The sequence below is a fragment of the uncultured Maricaulis sp. genome, assembly GCF_905480005.1.
Classification (GTDB): Bacteria; Pseudomonadota; Alphaproteobacteria; order Caulobacterales; family Maricaulaceae; genus Maricaulis.
This window is the reverse complement of the sequence record NZ_CAJQOO010000047.1, coordinates 16865-34370: the sequence shown is the minus strand read 5'-3', so window position 1 is coordinate 34370 and position 17506 is coordinate 16865. Positions and strand designations below refer to the sequence as shown.

The following is a 17506-nucleotide window of genomic DNA, read 5'->3' as shown; positions in this document are numbered from 1 at the left end:
GGCTTGCATGAAACGGATCATCGGTCTGATGAGCGGGACATCGCTCGACGGTATTGATGCTGCCCTGATCGAAACCGATGGCGAGCGCGTCACGCGTTTCGGGCCAGGTGAAACCCAATCATATTCCACCAGTGATCGTGCCATTTTACAGGACGCTGTCGATCGCGCCCTGGCCTGGGGATTCGACGGCGCGGCACCGGGTTTTGAGGCCGCGGAGCGCGTGCTTACGCTCAGGCATGGCCTGGCTGTCCAGCGGGTGCTGGATGCCGCCGGCCTTGCCAGTACCGACATCGACCTGATCGGCTTTCACGGGCAGACCGTGCTGCATCGGGCCCCTCAGGCCGGTTGCAACGGGCAGACCCTGCAAATCGGGGATGGGGCGGCCCTCGCGCGGGCCACCGGCATTGCCGTGGTGCACGACTTCCGGTCAGCGGACATGGCGGCAGGTGGGCAGGGCGCGCCGTTGGCGCCGCTCTATCACGACGCTCTGGCCCGCCAGTCGGGGCTGGAGAGACCGCTCGCAATCCTCAATCTGGGCGGCGTTGCCAACGTTACCTGGCTGGCGCCCGATGCGGATCCGATTGCCTTTGATACCGGGCCGGCCAATGGCCTGATCGATGCGTGGTGCCAGCGCATGATCGGCCAGTCCTATGATGCCGGTGGCAAGCTTGCGGCGCGAGGCCAGGTGGACCAGTCGGCGCTTGAGAGCCTGCTGACGCATGCCTTTTTCCAGCTGGCACCGCCAAAATCGCTCGACCGGTGGGATTTTACGCTCGACCCGGTTCTGACCCTGTCGGCAGCAGACGGCGCGGCGACGTTGACGGCTTTCACCGCCCGGACGGTGGCTGATGCCATCAAGGCTCTGGGGCGTCCGGAGCGGCTTCTGGTGGGCGGTGGCGGTCGACATAACCCCGTATTGATGGCCGCGATTGGCGATGCGGCGGGTGTCAGGCCCGAAGCGGTCGAGGCGGCCGACTGGCGCGGGGATTTGCTGGAGGCCGAGGCCTTCGCCTGGCTCGCCGCAAGGGTTGCAGAAAACCTGCCAACCTCGCTGCCCTCAACCACCGGCGCGCGCGAACCGGTCTGCGGTGGCCGGATCACCCGCCCTGATTGACACCGATGGCCGAAAAAAAAAGCCCCGACCGATTGGGTCGGGGCTTTTGCTTGTCTGCGCTCTGGAGATGTCTCAGCGCTTGCCGGTGATTGTGCGCTCGGAGCGCTCCTTTTCCACCAGCGGCAGGCGATCATCGAGATAGGTCTCGATGTGCTTTTCCAGGATTCCCAGGTGTTCGGAGAACAGGTGATTGGCGTCGGGCACGACCTCGGTCGTGATCTCGATACCCTTCTGCACACGGACCTTTGACATCACACGCTCGACATCATCCGGCGGCACAATCTTGTCGGCCGAGCCATGAACGATGATCCCTGAAGCCGGGCAAGGTGCCAGGAAAGTGAAGTCGTACATATTGGTCGGCGGGGCGACGGAGATGAAGCCGGCAATCTCCGGACGACGCATCAAGAGCTGCATGCCGACCCAGGCCCCGAAGGAATGCCCGGCGACCCAACAAAAGCGCGCGCCTTGGTTATAGCCCTGAACCCAGTCCAGGACCGTGGCGGCGTCGGACAGCTCGCCGAGCCCCTGGTCATAGCTGCCCTGGGATCTGCCAACGCCGCGGAAATTGAAGCGCAGGGTTGCGAACCCCCGCTTGCGGAACACGTCATACATCATGTCCACTGAGGGGTTTTCCATATTCCCGCCACCCAGCGGATGGGCGTGCAGGATCAGGGCAATCGGGGCTGTAGCGTCTTCGCTCGGGCTATAACGCCCCTCAAGCCGTCCGGCCGGGCCGGGAATGATCACATCAGGCATTCAGTCTCGCCTTTTTGGGTCTTAACGTCAGTGTCATGTGAGTATGCGGCAAATCGCCCGTTGAAAGTGCACAAGAGCGCGCCCATATTCTTGACTAATTCACTCGGATATTGGACCAGCAACACTCGTATCGAGGCCGCCCCCCCTTCCGGAAAGGCGGGTCTTAGCATGATCGGCCTGCCGGATGCGAGTGTTTAAGGAGGTAAACGCATGAAGCTGAGCACAAAAGGGCGCTACGCGGTGATGGCCATGGCCGACCTGGCGGATGCTGCCGATAGCGGTCCGGTGACGCTGAGTGATATCGCGTCACGGCAATCCATCTCGCTCTCCTATCTCGAACAGCTTTTTGCCAAGCTGCGCCGCGCCGATATCGTGTCTTCGGTTCGCGGGCCGGGCGGGGGCTACAAGCTGAGCCGCTTGCCGACCGAGATCCGCATTTCGGACATCATCCTGGCGGTTGACGAGCCCCTGCGGGCCACCCGGTGTTCCGAGGCCAAGGGCTGCCTCAGTGATGGCCGTCGCTGCATCACGCATGATCTGTGGGATGAGCTCGGACGGCACATCTATCTCTTCCTGTCGTCGATCACGCTGGAAGATGTATTGGAACGTCGGCTTTTCGGCGCGGCTTCGGGTGCCGTCGGGCGTATTGAACGTCCGGGCGCGAACCTGCGCTCCGGGCGCGTCACCAACGATATTCATGCCGCTGAATAAGCATGAGCCGAATCTATCTTGACCATAATGCGACCACGACAGTGCGTCCGAGCGTCGTGTCGGCGATGACCGATGTGATGACCCGCGTCGGCAATCCGTCCTCCGTACACGCCGCCGGGCAAGCTGCGCTGGCGCGTGTCGAGACGGCCCGGCGTCAGGTTGGCAAGGCGCTGTGCGCAAGGCCAGAGGATATCGTCTTCACCTCCGGCGGTACCGAGGCCTTGAATCTGGCGATCCATGCGGCCCTCAGCGCTGGCGGGATCGAGACGATCATCGTGACGGCGATCGAGCATGAAGCCGTCGCGGCGACTGCGGCGGTCACCGGTTGTTCGGTCGAGATTTGGCCGGTGAATGATCAGGGCGTCGTGGAGATGTCCTGGCTTGAGGCGCGCCTGTCGCGCTGGGCGCCGGCCGACGGCAAGCCGCTTCTCGCCATGATGCTCGCCAGTAACGAGATCGGAACGATCCAGCCCGTTGCCGAGGCGACAGCGCGGGTCCGCCAGACCGGTGGGTTGAGCGTGGTTGATGCGATCCAGGCGGTCGGCAAGATTGCCGTCGATTTCGCCGCTTTGGGCTGTGACTATATGGCGATCTCTGCCCACAAATTCGGTGGCCCCCAGGGCGTCGGTGCCTTGCTGGCATCCTGTGACGCCCCGATGGCGCGGCATCATCATGGCGGCGGCCAGGAGAAGGGTCGTCGCGCGGGCACCCTCAACGTCGCTGGCATTGTCGGTCTTGCGACCGCGCTCGAGGAGGCGGTTTCTGACCTCGACGCCTTTGCCGGGCTGAGCGAGGCTCGCGATCGGATGGCTGCGGCGCTGAAGGCTGCGTCCCCGGATCTGATCGAGATCGGTGCGGCTGTACCGCGCCTGCCCAATACGCTGGGTATGAGCCAGCCTGGCTGGCCCGGCGCAACCCAGGTCATGGCGCTGGACCTCGCCGGTGTGGCGATCAGCGCCGGCTCGGCCTGTTCCTCGGGCACGTCGAAAGGCTCGAAGATCGGCACCGCGCTGGGCCTGCCGGAAGCGGCCTCGCAGGGCTTCGTGCGTGTAAGCCTGGGTTGGAATTCGAAACCGGATGATGCAGACGCCTTCGTCGACGCTTGGTCGGCGGCGCGCGCGCGTATTTCCCCGACACTCAAAGCAAGTGCCTGAAGAGGCGGTAGGATATCATGGCTGCGGTCAAGGAAACCATTGAAGACGTTCGCAATCTTGAGGCCGACAAGTATAAGTACGGCTTCACGACGGACATCGAGCAAGACCTCGCTCCCAAGGGGCTGAACGAGGAGACCGTGCGTCTCATCTCGGGCAAGAAGGATGAGCCGGACTGGATGCTGAAATGGCGCCTGGAAGCCCTTGAGCGCTTCATGGCCCTGAAGGAACCGGAGTGGGCCAAGGTCGATTATCCCAAGATCGACTATCAGGACATTCACTACTATGCCGAGCCCAAGGCCGGCGCGAAGTATGACAGCATTGATGATGTCCCCGAGGAAATCCTTGCCGACTTTGCCAAGCTGGGCATCCCGCTGAAGGAGCAGGAGGTTCTGCTGGGCGTGAAAGGGTCGGAGAATCGCGTCGCGGTTGACGCGGTTTTCGACAGTGTCTCGGTGGTGACGACATTCAAGGCGGAACTGGCCAAGGCCGGTGTCATCTTCTGCTCGATCTCCGAAGCGCTGCGGGATCACCCCGACCTCGTGCGCAAATATCTCGGCTCGGTCGTACCGGCATCAGACAATTATTTCGCCACGCTCAATACCGCCGTCTTCTCGGACGGCTCCTTTGTCTATGTCCCGCCGGGTGTCCGCTGCCCGATGGAGCTTTCGACCTATTTCCGCATGAATGCGGAAGGCACGGGTCAGTTCGAGCGCACGCTGATCATCGCCGACAAGGGCGCCTACGTCTCCTATCTGGAAGGCTGCACGGCGCCGATGCGCGATGAGAACCAGCTCCATGCGGCCGTGGTTGAGCTCGTCGCGCTGGACGATGCCGAGATCAAATACTCCACGGTTCAGAACTGGTGGCCGGGCGATGAGAACGGCAAGGGCGGCGTCTATAATTTCGTCACCAAGCGCGGCGATTGCCGCGGCAAGAATTCCAAGATCTCCTGGACCCAGGTCGAGACCGGTTCGGCGATCACATGGAAATACCCGTCCTGTATCCTGCGCGGCGAGAATTCGCGTGGCGAGTTCTACTCGATCGCCGTCACCAATGGCCGCCAGCAGGCCGACACAGGCACCAAGATGATCCATCTGGGCAAGGGCACGACCAGTCGTGTCATCTCTAAGGGCATCTCTGCGGGGCGTTCGGATCAGACCTATCGCGGCCTGGTTTCGGTTCATGGCAAGGCCGAGGGGGCGCGCAATTTCACCCAGTGCGACAGTCTGCTGATCGGTGATCAGTGCGGCGCCCACACCGTTCCCTATGTCGAGTGCAAGACGCCGAAGGCGGTGCTCGAGCATGAGGCCACGACGACCAAACTCTCCGAGGACCAGCTCTTCTATGCCCGCCAGCGTGGTCTGGACGAAGAGGCCGCGACGGCGCTGCTGGTCAATGGATTCGTCCGCGAGGTATTGCAGGAATTGCCGATGGAATTCGCTGTGGAAGCCCAGCAGCTTCTGAAAGTCAGTCTTGAGGGGAGTGTGGGCTGATGATGATTGCAGCCATAATTACCGGTTTGACCCTGGGGGCTATGTCAGTCCATCCGGCACCGGAAGAGTCGGCGACCGACATCTGGTGCGACGAGCTGGAGTCCGGCGACGGCGCAATGCAGAATTGCTCGCTTCAAGTGCCTGGCGGGACTCTTCAATTCAACTACCAAGAGGATGGCCTGCATTTGACCCAGCACGTTGATGGGCAGGTTGGCTGGGTCAGCTTTCCGGTTCAGGGGGTCTGGCATGCGCGGAGCATTGTTCGGCTAATCGACCTGAACGCCGATGGGGTCGAGGAGCTCCTGATCCCGATCGGTACCGGCAATGTGAACACGTCCTACCTGCTGTGGCAGCAGAGCGCGACGGGAATTTTCCAGCCGGCTGGCGAACTGTCTGGCTATGGCGTTGGGCCGAGTGAACGCGTGCCGGGCCTGATCCAGGTGGGTTCGCGCGGCAGTGCTGTGACCCATTACGAGACGGCGTACCGGCTGACCCCGGACGGGCTCGAGCCGGTTTACGAGATGGTCGCTAATATGCAGATGGAGGCCTGTCGGTTGGTATTGGAACCCGCGCCGGACGCCGGGTTGGATGCGGATGCCTTGTTGAGTGCCTGTGAAGAGGTGTTCGAATGATCCGTATTGTCTTGACCGCCCTGGCCGCCTTCGCCCTCTCAGGCTGTGTCATCCTTGCCGACTCGGCCGATGTCGATCTCGATTATAATGTCGGCGATGACGACGCTATCCAGACCTATCGCGTGGAGGGGCTGCCGGATTGGGCGCCGTTCTCCTCCGTCGTGCGCGCCGGCGAAACGATCTACGTCTCCGGGCATCTCGGCCGCCTGCCGGGTACGGAGACCATTGTCGAGGGCGGTGCCGGGCCGGAAACGACCCAGACCATGGCCAACATCGCCACCTCGCTGGAGCTGGCCGGGGCCAAGCTCGATCAGCTCACTCGCTGCACCGTCTATCTGACCGACATGATGGATTATGCGGCGATGAACGCCGCCTATGCCGAAGCGCTGGGCGCGACACGCCCGGCCCGCGTCACGGCGGGCGTCCAGGAATTGGCGCTCGGCGCGCGCGTTGAGATTGCCTGCACAGCCTATGCGCCGGATTGGGATTAGAAAAATGCTTAAAATCAACAATCTCCACAACAAGGTCGAAACCCAGGACGGCGAGGAAAAAGCCATTCTGAAGGGCCTCTCGCTCGAAGTTCCAGCCGGCGAAGTGCATGCCATTATGGGCCCGAACGGGTCCGGCAAGTCGACGCTGTCCTATGTGCTGACCGGCCGTGACGGTTATGAGGTCACCGATGGCGAGATGGCGTTTCTCGGTGAAGAGCTCGGCGAGCTTGCTCCGGAAGAACGGGCCGCGCTGGGCCTTTACCTGTCCTTCCAGTATCCGGTTGAGATCCCCGGCGTACCGACCATCACCTTCCTCAAGGAGGCCCTCAACGCCCAGCGCGCCACGCGCGGCGAGGAGGAGGTTTCAGCGCCCGAATTCATGAAGCTGATCCGCGAGAAGGCGAAACAGCTCAATGTCTCGATGGACATGCTCAAACGCCCGGTCAATGTCGGCTTTTCCGGCGGCGAGAAGAAGCGGATGGAAATCCTCCAGGCCTTGGTCCTCGAACCGAAATTCCTCATCCTCGACGAGACCGATAGCGGCCTCGACATCGATGCCCTGAAAATCGTGTCCGATGGCGTCAACGCGCTGCGCTCGCCCGAGCGCGGCATGCTGGTGATTACCCACTATCAGCGCTTGCTAGATCACATCACGCCCGACGTCGTCCATGTCATGGCCGATGGCCGGATCGTCAAATCCGGTGGCCCGGAACTGGCTCACGAGCTGGAAGCGGAAGGCTATGACAAATTCATCGGCGAGGCGGCCTGAGGCATGACCGCGATACTGACCCATACCCAGGCCGAGAAAGCCCTGATTGGTGCGCTGGATGGCGCGACAGGCTGGCGCGCACACTTGCGCGAGGCGACTCAGCGTGACGGCTTGCCGACACGCCGCAATGAATTTTGGAAATGGTCCGATCTACGCCGCGCCGCGAATGATGTCAGCGGGGTCGGCCGCCTTGATGTGACCGGCCTGGATGGCCTCACCAACGTCAAGGACGGCGATCGTATCGAGCTGGCGGTTGCCGCCTCGGCGGGCGCAAGCGCTGCCGATGCTGCCCTGGTGGTGCCGGCAGGCGCATCCGTGACGCTTGTGGAAACACTGAAGGGGGCGGCTGGATCGCTTGGCAACTGGCACATGACGATTCGGCTTGAGGCCGGTGCCAGGCTCGACCGTGTTGTGATCACGGATCATGACGCCGATGCCGTCTTTGTCGGTTCCGCGGAAATCGAGCTGGCTGAAACGGCGACCCTCAACCAGACGATGGTGGATACCGGCGCGCGCCTTTCGCGCAATGAAACCCATGTGACCCATCCGGGGCAGGGCGCCAGCATCACCATGGGCGGCGCCTACGTCCTTGCCGCCGGGCGCCACGCCGACACAACCAATCTGGTCCATCACACCGGCCCGGGCGGCGTGACCCAGCAATTGGTGAAGGGGGCTGTCGCCTCGGGCGGCCATGGGGTCTTCCAGGGCAAGTTCATTGTCGACCGTGCTGCACAGCAGACCGATGCGCGCATGACGCACCGGGCGCTCATGCTGGGCGAGAGGGCCGAAATTGACGCCAAGCCGGAGCTGGAAATCTATGCCGATGACGTCCAGTGCGCCCACGGCAATGCACTGGGTACGCTCGATGAGACGGCTCTCTTTTATATGCGCCAGCGTGGCTTGCCCAAAGCCAGGGCGCGCGCGCTCCTGATCGAGAGTTATCTCGCTGAGCCGCTGGACCGGGTGCAGGACGAAGCCTTGCGCGAGAGACTCAAGGCCAGTCTTCGCGCGCGCCTTGGAGCGCTGATATGACCGCTCAATCGACCATTACGGCGCCTCTGAATATTGACGCTATCCGGGGCGAATTCCCGATTCTGCAGCGCGAAATCAATGGCTATCCGCTGTGTTATCTCGACAATGCGGCCTCGGCCCAGAAGCCGGAATTCGTGATCGAGAGCGTGGCCGGTGTCTATCGTGCCTCCTACGCCAATGTGCATCGCGGGCTCCACACCCTGGCCAATGAGACAACGGAAGAGTTCGAGAAATCGCGCGAAGACGTCCGGCGTTTTCTCAATGCGAGGCGGACCGAGGAGATTGTCTTTACCCGCGGCTCGACCGAGGCGATCAATCTCATTGCCCACAGTTTCGGCCAGATGCTGGAGCCGGGCGATGAGATCATCATCTCACAGATGGAGCATCACTCCAATATCGTTCCATGGCGCCTTCTCGCTGATTCCAAAGGGCTTACTCTGCGTTGGGCGCCTGTAACGGAAGCCGGTGAGCTGGATTATCCACACCTGGCAGGCATGGTTAATGAAAAGACCAGGCTGATCGCCATCACCCATATGTCCAATGTCCTGGGCACGGTGAATGATGCGGCCCGGATTATCGAGATCGCGAAATCTCACGACGTGCCGGTCATGCTCGATGGTTCACAGTCGGCGGTGCACCTGCCGGTCGATGTCCAGGCGCTTGATTGTGACTTCTTCGTCTTTACCGGTCACAAGCTCTATGGCCCGTCCGGCATCGGGGCGCTCTATGCCAAGGGCGACTGGCTGGACCGTCTGCCGCCTTATATGGCCGGCGGCGAGATGATCGCGGACGTGTTCGAGGATCGGGTCACTTTCGCGGACGTGCCACACAAGTTTGAAGCCGGAACGCCGGCAATCGCCGACGCGATCGGGCTGGGCGCGGCGATCCGCTGGGTAGAGCGTCATGACCGCATCGCGGTGCTGGAGCACGAGCGGGCGCTAATGGACAGGGCCATGACGGGCCTGGCCGATATTGATGGCCTGCGCGTGATCGGAACAGCCCAGGACAAGGGCGCGATCATCTCCTTCACCCTCGATGGCGCCCATCCTCATGATGTGGCCCAGATCCTCGACAAGTACGGCGTTGCGGTGCGGGCCGGGCATCATTGTGCCCAACCCCTGATGCGTCGCATGGGTGTGAGCTCGACCGCACGGGCCAGTTTCGCCATCTACAACACCATTGAAGAGGCCGATGCGTTTGTCGACGCATTGAAAAAGGCCCGCGACTTCCTCATCTAGGGATGACCATGACCGAGCAAATCAACCGTGACGTGATCGACCTGTCTGCCCCCGCCGAGCCGGTGGCGGCGAGCGCAATTGCGACCGAAAGCCGCCCGGCCGACGGGACCGGTGCCATACCGGCCGACGAGCTGGCGCGTATCACCGATGCTGTCGTCGAAGCCCTCAAGAGCGTCTACGATCCGGAAATTCCGGTCGATATCTACGAACTTGGCCTGATCTACAAGGTCGACCTGGAGGACGACAGGACCTTGAAGGTCCAGATGTCGCTCACGGCGCCAGGCTGTCCGGTCGCGGGCGAGATGCCGGGCTGGGTCCAGGAAGCGGTGGAAAAGGTCGAGGGCGTCGACCGTGCGCTGGTGGATCTCACTTTCGAACCACCCTGGACGCCCGATCGCATGTCCGATGAAGCGCGCCTCGCGCTGAACATGTTCTAGGAGGCCGGAATGGCTGTACGTGAACGACCCAAGGCGGTGAGCCTGACCGAAGCGGCGGCCGAGCGCGTCAAGGGGCTGATGGCCCAGCGCGGTGCCGGTTTCCTGCGCGTGGGCGTCAAGAATGGCGGTTGTGCCGGCATGGAATACGAGATGGCCTATGTCGAGGCACCTGGCCCGCTGGACGAGCGTGTCGAAGACCATGGCGTCGAGATCGTGCTGGAGTCGAAGGCCCTGCTATTCCTGCTCGGAACGCAGATCGATTATGAAATTACCCCGCTTCATGCGAAATTCGTGTTCAACAACCCCAACCAGACCGACGCGTGCGGCTGCGGGGAAAGCGTGACGATCATTCCTGTCAAGGAAGTCTGACCGACCATGAAACTCATCATCTCGACCACCTCGCCCTATTCACGCAAATGCCGCGTCATGGTGCATGAACTGGGTTTGGCGGACGAGGTGGAAGAGCTGGAATCCCATCCCTTTGACGATGATCCGGCCTTGATCCAGGCCAATCCGCTCGGTCGCGTGCCGTGTCTGGTACTGGATGACGGGCAGGCCTTCACTGAAAGCGCACTGATTGCCGATTATTTGTGTGAGCGGGCCGGTGAGCCCTGGCCGCGGGACTGGACTGATCGTCGCCTCGAGGCGCTCGGAAATGGTCTGCTCGACCTGACCGTCGCGCGCCGCGTGGAAATGGTGCGGGATGAGGGGATCCAGTCAGACTTCTGGATCCAGCGCCGCGAGCGCGGAATCATGCGCGCAATCGATGAGATCGAGACCCTGATTGGGCATCTCGACGCGCCGCTTGCCCAGGGGCCGTTGACCATGGCTGTGGCGCTGTCCTACATGGATTTTCGCTATCCCGAGAGCGATTGGCGGAGCGGGCGGCCGCATCTGGCGGCATTGCTGGAAGCATGGGAAGCACGTCCGAGTTTCAAGGCCACACCGCCGCCAGCAGACAGCTGACATGACAAGGCCGCCTCGAAAGGCGGCCTGATCCGGAAATTCAACAATGTGACGGGCCTGCGGTCAGGCGGCGCTGCGTGAACTCGTCCGGCCATCATCGACGGTCGTGCGATTACGGCCCTCGGTCTTGGAGCGGTAGAGGTTCGAGTCGGACCGCTCGATGAGGTCTTCAATCGACTCGCCGTCCTGATAGGTCGCAATGCCGAGCGAGACCGTGATATTGCCGAGATCCTCATTGGTGGACTTGCGAAGCAATTTCTTGGATTCGACGGTCTTGCGGATCTTCTCGGCAACCTGTTCGGCAACATTCGGCGCCGTATTCGGCATCACAATACCGAATTCCTCGCCGCCATAACGGGCCACGAGATGACCTTCGCCGGCATGACGGGTCAGGCAACCCGCGACGAAACGAATGATCTGGTCGCCGGTCTGATGGCCCCAAGTGTCATTGAAACGCTTGAAGAAATCGATGTCGCAGAGGATCAGGCTGAGCGGCTGTTTCTTGGTCTCCGAATCGCGGCGTGCGCGGCGGAGGCTTTCGTCGAAGCGTTTGCGATTGGCGATACCGGTGAGGGCATCGGTCATGGCCTCCTCGCGAACCTTCTCCAGGTTCGAGCGCAGTTGCGTCACTTCATTGGAGGTCACCTGAAGACGATCCTCCAGCGCCTGACTGCGGCGTTGCATCCGAGCCGTGGCTGAGACCAGGCTCTCGACGAGTTTCTTCATGCCCGGGGCATCCGGGCTGGCAACCAGTTCGTGGCTGGCGCCCTCAAGTGCCTTGCCATAGGCCGCGGTGTCCCGCTCGGCGGCTTGCAGCGTCTGCTGCACGGCGCCCAGCTCGCGACACATCGCGCCGCCGCTCTCCAGAATCGCGTCCTGAAGGGCTTTCCACTGGAAATACTGTTCGAAGAGTTCGTTATTGATCGTTTCGGAGAAGGTGTCGCCGGACTGGATGTGACCTTTCAGGGTCTCGCAAAGTTCCGGATTGGTATCACTGGTGAAACAGACCCAGACCGCATAGTTTTCGGGTGTCGGCGCGATGCCGAACTGATCCATGAGGTCCAACGCCTTGAGCGCGAACTCACGACCTTCATTTCCAAGCAGTCGACCGTTCACCAGAAAGTCCTTCCCTGCCGACGCGAATAACTTCGCTCTTCGGATTGGAGTGACCGTAACCGGCAAAGGGAAAGAAGTAGTAAAAATGGCTCATACCGTATGAGTTGTTTTCACGACTTCTGCTGCCATTCGTTGCGATTGCGTCAGGCCGATGTCAGCGATCAGCATTCATGAAGCTTGGAACATGGTCGCCAAAGCCGACCACAGACCGATCATTGTCCTGGCTGCGATCCCGCTTGGAGCCCGACTTCCGGCCTCCTCGACGCTGAGCTTCCGGTTGCGTTTCGCGCTTTCTGGGCTCGGCTTTTTCAGTGACAGCCTGTTCAGGTTCGGCCTGCTTGGCGGGTTCTTTTTGCTTTTCTTCCACCGCTGCGACGGCTTTTTGAACCGCGGATGCCGCGCTCGTAGGGGCTTCGTCGCCCTTCGCTTCGGAGCGGCGCGGCTTGCGCGAGCGCGAGCTTGAGCTAGTAGATTCGCCCTTGGATGAGGAAGAACTGCCACCACTCTTTGGCGTGGATCGTCGTGATCTGCCGCTGGAGACACCGGCATCAGCCATCGCTTCGCCCATACCATCGAGAACCAGTTCAGGGATCTCGACCTGGATCAGCTTGAGGACGGCAGCCAGGGATTTCTCATCACCCGGCACGAAGATCGTGATCGACTCGCCGGATTTGCCGGCGCGCCCGGTTCGGCCGATGCGATGCACATAATCATCGGCATGATGTGGCATGTCATAATTGAAGACGTGGCTGACATCCGGAATGTCCAGGCCGCGGGCTGCAACATCACTGGCGACCAGGAATCGCAATTCGCCGGACTTGAAACTGGCGAGGGTTGCGGTTCGGGCCGACTGGTCCAGATCGCCGTGGATCGGAGCGGCCGAGAAACCATGGCGTTGCAGCGAGCGGGCGACGATGTCGACGTCGCGCTTGCGATTCGAGAAAATGATGCCGTTCTTCACACCATCACGGGACATGGCGAGGCGCAGGGCGGCGCGCTTGGCCTTGGCCGAGTTGTCATCCAGCTTGATCATGAGCTGGCTGATATTGGTGGATGCGGTCGCCGGGCGCGAAACTTCCACCCGCTCCGGGTCGCGCAGGAAGCGATCAACCAGGCTCTGGATTTCCTTCGGCATGGTGGCCGAGAAGAAGAGCGTCTGACGACGCGGTGCCGGCGGCACCAGCGAGAAGATTTTCTCGAGATCCGGGATGAAACCCATGTCGAGCATACGGTCGGCTTCGTCGACAACCAGCATCTGAACACCGGTCATCAGCAGCTTGCCGCGCCCGAAATGGTCGAGCAGGCGACCCGGCGTGGCGATCAGGACATCCGCGCCCTTGTTGAGAATGGCCTCTTGCGGACCAAAGGCAACGCCACCGATCAGCAAGGCCATGGAGAGCTTTTGGCCCTCGGAATAAGTCTCGAAATTCTCGGCGCACTGGGCGGCGAGTTCGCGGGTCGGTGCAATGATAAGCGAGCGCGGCATCCGGGCCTTGGCGCGGCCACGGGACAGACGCTCGATAAGGGGCAGGGTAAAGGACGCAGTTTTCCCGGTGCCCGTCTGGGCAATGCCCAGCACGTCTTTCCCGGCAAGCGCGGGAGGAATGGCGCCGGCCTGGATCGGGGTCGGTTCGCTATAGCCAGCCTTCTGGATGGCTTCGAGGAGTTTTGGGCTCAGACCCAGATCTGCGAACGTCATGGCGTCCTTTGGTTTGACCTAAATACGGTACGGCCGCGCCGTAGTGGCGCGGCCGCTTGGTGAGCGCAAAATACGGGGGAGCCGCTGCGAGTCAACGCAACAAGGCTGATCCCCTAACGCCGATAGGCGAATGGCGTCTCGTCCGTGATATTGATGTAACGGTTCAGAAGGCGCGTCTGCCGCGAATCCATCTCCGTCATTTCGCCATCGATCAGGACCGCAGTCGGTGAACTCATCACCTCGAGCGGGTCCCCATCCCAGACGACGACATCTCCGGCATAGCCATTTGCCAGGGCGCCATAGCGGTCGCCCACGCCATAGATCTGAGCCGGGGTAAGGGTGATCGACCGGAAGGCCTGGTCCCAGGCCACGCCATTGGCGACCGCATTGCCGGCATGCTGGGTGATCAGGCGGGCATTGTAATACCCGTCCGAGGTCAACGTGGTGTAGGCCACGGTAACACCGGCTGCGTGCAGGCGCTGGGCACCGTCCAGCGTCGCGGCGATCTCATCAAATGAGGCGGGGAGATTGCGCAGCGGGTCCAGCAGAATCGGAATTCCGGCCGCGGCCAGCTCGTCCGCGACGAGCCAGGCTTCGGCGCCACCCTCGATCATGATCTGGACCGGGGTGTTTTCCGCCTGGAAGCGGATCGCCCGGCGCAAATCAGCGGCTCGATCAATGTTCAGAACAAGCGGAACGCGTCCCCGCACCACAGGCAGAAAGGCCTGGGCGTCGAAGCGATTGAGTGCATCGCCCTCATGGTCGGCCGAGAAACGTCCCGGATAGCCGCGTGCATCATTGAAAGCGGCCTCCAGATAAGCCCAGGCAGCCGGGCGGGAGCCGCCGGCCGTCGAGGCCCCGGACTGGCTGAGGTCGGCATAGACAAAGCTGCCATTCTCGAACACCGAGTCGGATTCGCCGCTCGTATTCACCAGCCCCCCCTGACCGGCAAAGATATTGTGGCCGGTCGAGGGATAGATGGCGGCCCGCGTCACGCCGCGCATGCGGGTCGACGCGATGTGCGTCCCGGCCGGGTTGAACCCGTCGGTGACATCAAGGGCGACGGAATAGGGCGAGTCATTCGCGCCCGCATCGGTCGTGGAGCCTTCGAGAGCGACTTCAATCAAGCCGATCTGTGTGAAGGGTGCGAACAGGCCTGGCGTTATCCAGCCCCCATCGGCATCGATCACTTCGGTGCCGTCGGGGATGGTCACATCAGCACCAACGGCAACAATGCTGCCATCACGGATCAAAACGGTACCATCGGCGATGATGCCCTGAGCCGAGTTGGTGACCACGCGGCCATTCGTGACGGCATAGGTCTGGGCGAGGCTTGGCGCCGTGCTGGCAAGTGCCAGGGCGAGCGCGGGAAGGATCGCTTTCATCATTGTTCTCCTTCACCCGGTTGGCCGAGCATGAAGTCGCGGACTGGCTGCTGGTCTTCGTCACGCCGGTCAAAACTCAGCGCGCCATCGATCCAGACCTGGTCGGCCCGTGTGTAGGTGGAATAGGGATTGCCGGACCACAGCACGACATCGGCCCGCAGGCCGGTTTGCAGGCTGCCGGTCTCGTCCGCGATACCCAGCGCCTGCGCGGGGTTCGAGGACAGCCAGGCCCAGGCCTCGCCATCGGAAATCTCAAGGCCGGCACGGCGCCCATCACCAAGCGCCTTGGCGACTTCCTGATTTAGGCGCTGGATACCCATATCGCTATCCGAGTGGATCATCGCGCAGGCCCCATTGGCATGGGTCAGGGCGAGGTTCTCGCGGATGGCGTCATAGGCTTCCATCTTGAAGCCGCCCCAATCGGCCCAGACCGCGGCGCAAGCGCCGTTCTCGGCCAGGAGGTCAGGGATTTTATAAGCTTCGACAGCGTGGTGGAACGTCGTGACCTGATACCCGAATTCCTCTGACATATCGATGACTTGAGCCATCTGGTCAGCACGGTAGCAATGCATCTGGATCAGGATTTCGCCGTCCAGGACACCCATCAGGGTCTCCAGCTCGAGATCGCGGGTCGGCGCGGTGGCATCCTCGCCATTCTCGGCTGCTTCCCAATAGTCATGCCAGCTGTCGCGGTAATCGGAGGCGCGGATCCAGGCGGCGCGGTATCCGGCCATATTGCCCATATCGGTGGCCGGGGATTGGCCGCGATTGCCGTAGACGCGGGACGGGTTTTCGCCACAGGCCATTTTCAGCGTGTAGGGCGCATCCGGGAACTTCATTTCCTGGACGGTACGCGCCGAGATATTGCGCAGGGTCACGCCGCGTCCGCCAAACAGATTGGCCGAGCCGGGCAGGATGTGCAGCGTGGTCACGCCGCCGGCCAGTGCCGCTTCAAAGCCGGGATCCTGTGGCCAGACGCTGTGCTCGACCCAGACTTCCGCGGTCACCGGCTGGGTGGCCTCATTGCCATCGCTGTGTGCGCTGACACTCGGTGACGGATAGGCACCAAGGTGGGAGTGGATATCGACCACACCCGGCGTCACATAGCGCCCGGTGGCATCGATCACGGTCGCGCCGTCCGGGGCTTCCAGGCCGGTACCAACCGCGCTGATGCGGCCGTTCTCGATCAGGACATCACCATTTTCGATCTCGCCACCAATTCCATCGAGCACCGTGCCGCCACGAATGAGCGTGGTACCGCTCTCCCGGGCCGTATAAGTCGATGGAAATGGATCGAGACTGTGTCGGACAACGTCCGAATCCGACGCAGCAGAACCGGAACCGTCTGAGTCGGTGCCGGCGCTGCACGCCGCCAGACCCATAGCGGCGGTCGCCGCCAGAGCTGGCATCCATGCCTTGCGTGTCATTGTCTATTCCCCACTTGGCGTTCGGCACAACGGAGCCGAACGAGATCGTGCAATTGAACGCCCTCGCGCCCTTGTCGTCAAACCCCGATGCGTCGGCCGAGGGAAAGATTTGTGAATATTCAGAAGGATGCTTCACACCGCTCGCCGAGCCCGGGGCGCGACTATTGGTGATGTGATGATTTAATGCAATCTTGGATGGAGATTTGGGCCGGGAGCACGGCCCCCAGGCTGGGAGAGCGCCATGAAATTGTTCAACCCCATCGTCTTCCTGTCGGTCATCTTTCTCGTCTCTGCGTGTTCCGCCGAGACCGAGGATCCGGCCGCGGACGAACCGCCACGCGCAGACGCCTTCGAGGACGTGTCCAATTTTCTCGCCTGTACCGGCAATCCATATGCGCTGTGCTATTACTCCGGGCCGGGTGACGCCATCGCGACATCGGACGGGGCGAGCCAAAGCTTGCCCTGCGTGCCCGGTGACAGTGCCGACGGTGCGACCGCCAATGCGGAGTGCAAGTGTTTCGCGTTTACCGAACCGTCCGACCTGCAGCAGACGATCTATAATTTTGTGGAAGTCGGCTCGATCCTGAATCCGGTCGTGCGCGATGCCACAACGGATATCTGCAATGAGGATGGCTCGAACTGCCTCAATATGGCCAGCCTCCTGAGCGGTCGATGCGACATGGATGACCCCCACATCGCCCAGGCCGAACACTGCCAGTTTGCGCCGGTGTGCGACTATCTCGGGGATATGGAAACGGGCGAGGGGCAGACCCTCTACCCCTATTTGCCGGAAGCCACCCTGATCTCGACGTTCTCGCTCGAATACAGCCAGGATTTCGACTTTGGCTCAACGAGCTGTGAGGACACCGGCACCAATTATGCCGGCTGCATGACGGCGCCTTGCAGTGATGCTGACGAGGATGGCCTGACCGAATGTGTCTGCCCGGTCTATGACGGGCCTTATGATATCGGTCAGAACAACATGCAGTGCGACATCCGGCCGAATGTCTGGTCGGCGGCGCTCAACAATATGTCGCGGGATGTCCTGCGCGATAACCGCTAGGTCGCGATCGCCCGTTGAAATGG

The 17506-nt window shown here is 61.8% G+C and carries 18 protein-coding genes; 13 read left to right on the top strand and 5 right to left on the bottom strand.

Annotated features, from left to right (window positions below):
• Nucleotides 1–7 precede the first annotated feature (7 nt).
• Nucleotides 8–1114, top strand: coding sequence for an anhydro-N-acetylmuramic acid kinase (locus QZ266_RS05700; protein ID WP_295692485.1), 1107 nt, complete (start codon nt 8–10; stop codon nt 1112–1114).
• Between the two features lie 72 nt (nt 1115–1186).
• On the opposite strand, the gene QZ266_RS05695 is transcribed toward QZ266_RS05700, so the two are convergent.
• Entirely contained in the window at nt 1187–1870 is a 684-nt protein-coding gene (locus QZ266_RS05695; RefSeq protein WP_295692482.1) for an alpha/beta hydrolase, read from the bottom strand.
• Nucleotides 1871–2080: 210 nt separating this feature from the next.
• Between QZ266_RS05695 and QZ266_RS05690 the strand changes: the two genes are divergently transcribed.
• From QZ266_RS05690 to QZ266_RS05640, 11 genes are read left to right on the top strand one after another with little or no spacing between them, the layout of a single operon-like run.
• Nucleotides 2081–2581: an Rrf2 family transcriptional regulator gene (locus tag QZ266_RS05690; protein WP_295692479.1), complete on the top strand. Its 501-nt coding sequence runs from the start codon at nt 2081–2083 to the stop codon at nt 2579–2581.
• A 2-nt stretch (nt 2582–2583) separates the two neighbouring features.
• The gene (locus QZ266_RS05685; protein ID WP_295692476.1) at nt 2584–3735 is read left to right on the top strand and encodes a cysteine desulfurase family protein; all 1152 of its coding nucleotides are present in this window, start codon (nt 2584–2586) and stop codon (nt 3733–3735) included.
• Between the two features lie 17 nt (nt 3736–3752).
• Complete coding sequence (sufB, locus tag QZ266_RS05680; RefSeq protein WP_295692473.1) at nt 3753–5228, top strand: Fe-S cluster assembly protein SufB; 1476 nt, start codon at nt 3753–3755, stop codon at nt 5226–5228.
• Complete coding sequence (locus tag QZ266_RS05675) at nt 5228–5860, top strand: hypothetical protein (protein ID WP_295692471.1); 633 nt, start codon at nt 5228–5230, stop codon at nt 5858–5860. The genes sufB and QZ266_RS05675 overlap by 1 nt, the downstream gene beginning before the upstream one ends.
• Nucleotides 5857–6351: a RidA family protein gene (locus tag QZ266_RS05670; RefSeq protein ID WP_295692468.1), complete on the top strand. Its 495-nt coding sequence runs from the start codon at nt 5857–5859 to the stop codon at nt 6349–6351. The genes QZ266_RS05675 and QZ266_RS05670 overlap by 4 nt, the downstream gene beginning before the upstream one ends.
• A 4-nt stretch (nt 6352–6355) precedes the next feature.
• On the top strand, nt 6356–7120 hold the full coding sequence (gene sufC / locus QZ266_RS05665) for a Fe-S cluster assembly ATPase SufC (RefSeq protein WP_295692465.1): 765 nt from the start codon (nt 6356–6358) through the stop codon (nt 7118–7120).
• A 3-nt stretch (nt 7121–7123) separates the two neighbouring features.
• Nucleotides 7124–8152: a Fe-S cluster assembly protein SufD gene (gene sufD / locus QZ266_RS05660; protein ID WP_295692463.1), complete on the top strand. Its 1029-nt coding sequence runs from the start codon at nt 7124–7126 to the stop codon at nt 8150–8152.
• Nucleotides 8149–9390, top strand: coding sequence for a cysteine desulfurase (locus QZ266_RS05655; RefSeq protein ID WP_295692459.1), 1242 nt, complete (start codon nt 8149–8151; stop codon nt 9388–9390). Before sufD ends, QZ266_RS05655 begins: the two co-directional genes overlap by 4 nt.
• 8 nt (nt 9391–9398) lie before the next feature.
• The gene (locus QZ266_RS05650) at nt 9399–9827 is read left to right on the top strand and encodes an SUF system Fe-S cluster assembly protein (RefSeq protein WP_295692456.1); all 429 of its coding nucleotides are present in this window, start codon (nt 9399–9401) and stop codon (nt 9825–9827) included.
• Nucleotides 9828–9836: 9 nt separating this feature from the next.
• Nucleotides 9837–10196 (top strand): iron-sulfur cluster assembly accessory protein, encoded by a 360-nt coding sequence (locus tag QZ266_RS05645; RefSeq protein WP_295692453.1) that lies wholly within the window; start codon nt 9837–9839, stop codon nt 10194–10196.
• Nucleotides 10197–10202: 6 nt separating this feature from the next.
• Nucleotides 10203–10793, top strand: a complete 591-nt coding sequence (locus tag QZ266_RS05640; RefSeq protein WP_295692451.1) for a glutathione S-transferase N-terminal domain-containing protein — start codon at nt 10203–10205, stop codon at nt 10791–10793.
• Between the two features lie 63 nt (nt 10794–10856).
• Here the strand turns inward: QZ266_RS05640 and QZ266_RS05635 are convergent, their stop codons facing one another.
• The 4 genes from QZ266_RS05635 to QZ266_RS05620 all read right to left on the bottom strand — a co-directional run bounded on the left by QZ266_RS05635 (nt 10857) and on the right by QZ266_RS05620 (nt 16420).
• Nucleotides 10857–11909 (bottom strand): GGDEF domain-containing protein, encoded by a 1053-nt coding sequence (locus tag QZ266_RS05635; protein ID WP_295692449.1) that lies wholly within the window; start codon nt 11907–11909, stop codon nt 10857–10859.
• Nucleotides 11910–12063: 154 nt separating this feature from the next.
• Nucleotides 12064–13608: a DEAD/DEAH box helicase gene (locus QZ266_RS05630; protein WP_295692447.1), complete on the bottom strand. Its 1545-nt coding sequence runs from the start codon at nt 13606–13608 to the stop codon at nt 12064–12066.
• A 113-nt stretch (nt 13609–13721) separates the two neighbouring features.
• A complete protein-coding gene (locus QZ266_RS05625; RefSeq protein ID WP_295692445.1) occupies nt 13722–14993 on the bottom strand; it encodes an amidohydrolase family protein in 1272 nt (423 codons plus the stop codon).
• Nucleotides 14993–16420 carry an amidohydrolase gene (locus QZ266_RS05620; RefSeq protein WP_295692440.1) on the bottom strand — a complete coding sequence of 476 codons (1428 nt, stop codon included), beginning with the start codon at nt 16418–16420 and terminating at the stop codon, nt 14993–14995. Before QZ266_RS05620 ends, QZ266_RS05625 begins: the two co-directional genes overlap by 1 nt.
• Before the next feature lie 241 nt (nt 16421–16661).
• Here QZ266_RS05620 and QZ266_RS05615 point away from each other — a divergent pair, with 241 nt between their 5' ends.
• Complete coding sequence (locus tag QZ266_RS05615) at nt 16662–17483, top strand: hypothetical protein (protein WP_295692438.1); 822 nt, start codon at nt 16662–16664, stop codon at nt 17481–17483.
• Nucleotides 17484–17506: the final 23 nt, after the last annotated feature.

Excerpts from the sequence above, each read along its gene's own strand:
- QZ266_RS05630 (WP_295692447.1), bottom strand. The coding sequence starts at position 13,608 with ATGACGTTCGCAGATCTGGGTCTGAGCCCAAAACTCCTCGAAGCCATC.
- QZ266_RS05695 (WP_295692482.1), bottom strand. The coding sequence starts at position 1,870 with ATGCCTGATGTGATCATTCCCGGCCCGGCCGGACGGCTTGAGGGGCGT.
- QZ266_RS05670 (WP_295692468.1), top strand. The coding sequence starts at position 5,857 with ATGATCCGTATTGTCTTGACCGCCCTGGCCGCCTTCGCCCTCTCAGGC.
- QZ266_RS05655 (WP_295692459.1), top strand. The coding sequence starts at position 8,149 with ATGACCGCTCAATCGACCATTACGGCGCCTCTGAATATTGACGCTATC.
- QZ266_RS05675 (WP_295692471.1), top strand. The coding sequence starts at position 5,228 with ATGATGATTGCAGCCATAATTACCGGTTTGACCCTGGGGGCTATGTCA.
- QZ266_RS05640 (WP_295692451.1), top strand. The coding sequence starts at position 10,203 with ATGAAACTCATCATCTCGACCACCTCGCCCTATTCACGCAAATGCCGC.
- sufC (WP_295692465.1), top strand. The coding sequence starts at position 6,356 with ATGCTTAAAATCAACAATCTCCACAACAAGGTCGAAACCCAGGACGGC.
- sufD (WP_295692463.1), top strand. The coding sequence starts at position 7,124 with ATGACCGCGATACTGACCCATACCCAGGCCGAGAAAGCCCTGATTGGT.
- QZ266_RS05650 (WP_295692456.1), top strand. The coding sequence starts at position 9,399 with ATGACCGAGCAAATCAACCGTGACGTGATCGACCTGTCTGCCCCCGCC.
- QZ266_RS05625 (WP_295692445.1), bottom strand. The coding sequence starts at position 14,993 with ATGAAAGCGATCCTTCCCGCGCTCGCCCTGGCACTTGCCAGCACGGCG.
- QZ266_RS05690 (WP_295692479.1), top strand. The coding sequence starts at position 2,081 with ATGAAGCTGAGCACAAAAGGGCGCTACGCGGTGATGGCCATGGCCGAC.
- sufB (WP_295692473.1), top strand. The coding sequence starts at position 3,753 with ATGGCTGCGGTCAAGGAAACCATTGAAGACGTTCGCAATCTTGAGGCC.
- QZ266_RS05645 (WP_295692453.1), top strand. The coding sequence starts at position 9,837 with ATGGCTGTACGTGAACGACCCAAGGCGGTGAGCCTGACCGAAGCGGCG.
- QZ266_RS05685 (WP_295692476.1), top strand. The coding sequence starts at position 2,584 with ATGAGCCGAATCTATCTTGACCATAATGCGACCACGACAGTGCGTCCG.
- QZ266_RS05615 (WP_295692438.1), top strand. The coding sequence starts at position 16,662 with ATGAAATTGTTCAACCCCATCGTCTTCCTGTCGGTCATCTTTCTCGTC.
- QZ266_RS05620 (WP_295692440.1), bottom strand. The coding sequence starts at position 16,420 with ATGACACGCAAGGCATGGATGCCAGCTCTGGCGGCGACCGCCGCTATG.
- QZ266_RS05700 (WP_295692485.1), top strand. The coding sequence starts at position 8 with ATGAAACGGATCATCGGTCTGATGAGCGGGACATCGCTCGACGGTATT.